Source organism: Burkholderia sp. E168m23 (assembly GCF_016586125.1).
In the GTDB taxonomy this organism is placed as follows: Bacteria; Pseudomonadota; Gammaproteobacteria; order Burkholderiales; family Burkholderiaceae; genus Burkholderia; species Burkholderia orbicola.
In genome coordinates this window covers 1-1,432 of sequence record NZ_BCPP01001324.1, presented here as the reverse complement: position 1 = coordinate 1,432, position 1,432 = coordinate 1, and the positions used below count along the sequence as shown (strand labels likewise).

At 69.1% G+C, this 1,432-nt stretch carries 1 protein-coding gene and 1 pseudogene; one reads left to right on the top strand and one right to left on the bottom strand.

The features are described 5' to 3' along the window. Positions 1-434, top strand: a pseudogene (locus JMF90_RS36950) (adenosine deaminase); the annotation flags it as partial. Positions 435-468: 34 nt separating this feature from the next. Here the strand turns inward: JMF90_RS36950 and JMF90_RS36945 are convergent. Next, positions 469-1,432 (bottom strand): penicillin-binding transpeptidase domain-containing protein (locus JMF90_RS36945; protein WP_268906100.1); only part of this gene is annotated, 964 nt, incomplete at its 5' end.

Sequence of the window (1,432 nt, the reverse complement as noted above, 5' to 3'; positions counted from 1 at the left end):
GGCGTAACGTCGAGACGGCCGTCGATCTGCTGCAGGTCGATCGCGTCGATCACGGTTATACGATCGTCGACAACCCCGAGCTGTGCGCGCGCTATGCGGAGCGCGGGATCGTCTTCACCGTCGTGCCGACGAATTCGTACTACCTGCGCACGCTGCCGCCGGAGCAATGGGCGGAACTGCATCCGATGCGCAAGATGCCGGGGCTCGGATTGAAGATCCATCCGAACACCGACGATCCGACGCTGCACAAGGTGAACCCGTCGGAAGCGTGGGAGTTGATGTTCAGCCATTTCGGCTTCACCGTGGCCGACCTGAAGCAGTTCATGCTGAACGGGATCGACGGCGCATGGGTCGACGACGCGACGAAAGCCGCGTGGCGTGCGGCATGGGCGCCGGAGTTCGATGCGCTCGCCGCAACGCTCGCGGCGGGCTGAACGCGTTTCCTGGCTCAGCCCGCCGCCGGCACGATCATCGGAAGAAGCGCAGCCAGTCGAACAGGCCTGAATGCTGCGGCGCGCGCCGCTTCGGCGCTGGCGCGCTGCGTGGCCGGAAATCGGGCGAGAACTGCACATGCGGATCGATTGCCCGCGCGCGCAGCGCCGCATCGTAGAACGACCCGACGATCGGCAGCGCACTGTGCGCGCCCGCGCCCCAGTAGTCGCTGCGCAGCGTCACGCTGCCGTCGTCGAAGCCGACCCACGCGCCGGCCACCAGTTGCGGATGCATCAGGATGAACCAGCCGTCGGTGTTGTCCTGCGTCGTGCCGGTCTTGCCCGCGACGTCGATGCGAATCCCGTAGCGCGAGCGGATGTCCGCGCCGGTCCCGTAATCGACGACGTCGCGCATCGCGTCGACGAGCGTCAGTGCGGCGGGCGCCGACAGCGCGCGTTCCGGCGGCGCGCTGCCGAATGCGGCGAGCACCTTGCCGTCGCGATCCTCGATGCGCGTGATCATCTGCGGCGCGACGTACACGCCGCGATTCGCGATCGTGCCGTACGCGGACACCATCTCTTTCAGCGTGACCGGGCTCGTGCCGAGCGCGAGCGACGGCACCGCGTCGAGCGGGCTGTCGCGCACGCCCATCGCGCGGGCAAGCTGCGCGACCTTCGCCGCGCCTTCCCGCTGCATGACCTGCGCGGTGATGCGGTTGCGCGACAGCGCCAGCCCGTCGCGCAGCGTCATCGGCGCGCCGGTCGGCGGCTCCGCATCGGTCGGCCACCACACGGCGCGGCCGTCGATCGGGATCGCGACGGGGCCGTCGACGAACGTGTCGCTCGGCCGCATGCCGTCCGCGAACGCGGCGCCATAGACGAACGGCTTGAACGTCGAACCCGGCTGACGCCGTGCCTGTACCACATGATCGAACGGCTCGCTGCCGAAATCGGGGCTGCCGACCCACGCACGGATCGCGCCGTTGCGCGGATCGATCGCG